Here is a 501-nt window from a genome sequence, read left to right on the forward strand (position 1 = left end):
GAATACCGGCGGCGTGATGATGAACGGTACGTCGAGCTTCTCAACTGGAACGGACGTATCGCCATCGTCGATCCATGCCTGCACCAGTACCGGCGTGTCCTCGACATTGTTGAGCCGCACGGAGACTTGGCGACTCTTTTCCGGGTAGATCACCCGGGTACCGGTAATGACAATCGCGGCTTGGGCCGGTATCGACACCAGTCCCACTGTGGCCGCAATCAGGAAGGAGAGCCATCGCCAGACATGCATCATTGATCTCCACGCGCTTGAGCGGCTGCCCCGCGAGCGGGCCAGCCAATCTGCCGCATGCCTTAGTTGTAAGCCATGGTAAAGTTCGCAGTGGTCGAAACCATGCCCGCAGACGTTGCACCGGTCGCGTAGTAGCGGCCGCCGTAGTGCAGCGTTGCGGTACCGACGGCGTCTGCGGCCGTCCGCGCGACCTGAATGGGCTTGCCGCTGTCGCCCAGACGCAGCACCGCGCCGTCGTGATCGAGCAACTGC

The 501-nt window shown here is 62.3% G+C and carries 2 protein-coding genes; both read right to left on the minus strand.

Annotated elements, in window-relative coordinates; all coding sequences use genetic code 11:
- Positions 1 to 249, minus strand: a 249-nt coding sequence (locus AB4Z35_RS30285; RefSeq protein WP_442101198.1) for a fimbrial biogenesis chaperone, incomplete at its 3' end; no start/stop codon positions are given.
- Positions 250 to 311: 62 nt separating this feature from the next.
- On the minus strand, positions 312 to 501 hold a 190-nt coding region (locus tag AB4Z35_RS30290), incomplete at its 5' end, for a fimbrial protein (protein ID WP_442101199.1).

Origin of the sequence: Pseudomonas sp. KB_15, from assembly GCF_052114525.1 — a bacterium.
In the GTDB taxonomy this organism is placed as follows: domain Bacteria; phylum Pseudomonadota; class Gammaproteobacteria; order Pseudomonadales; family Pseudomonadaceae; genus Aquipseudomonas.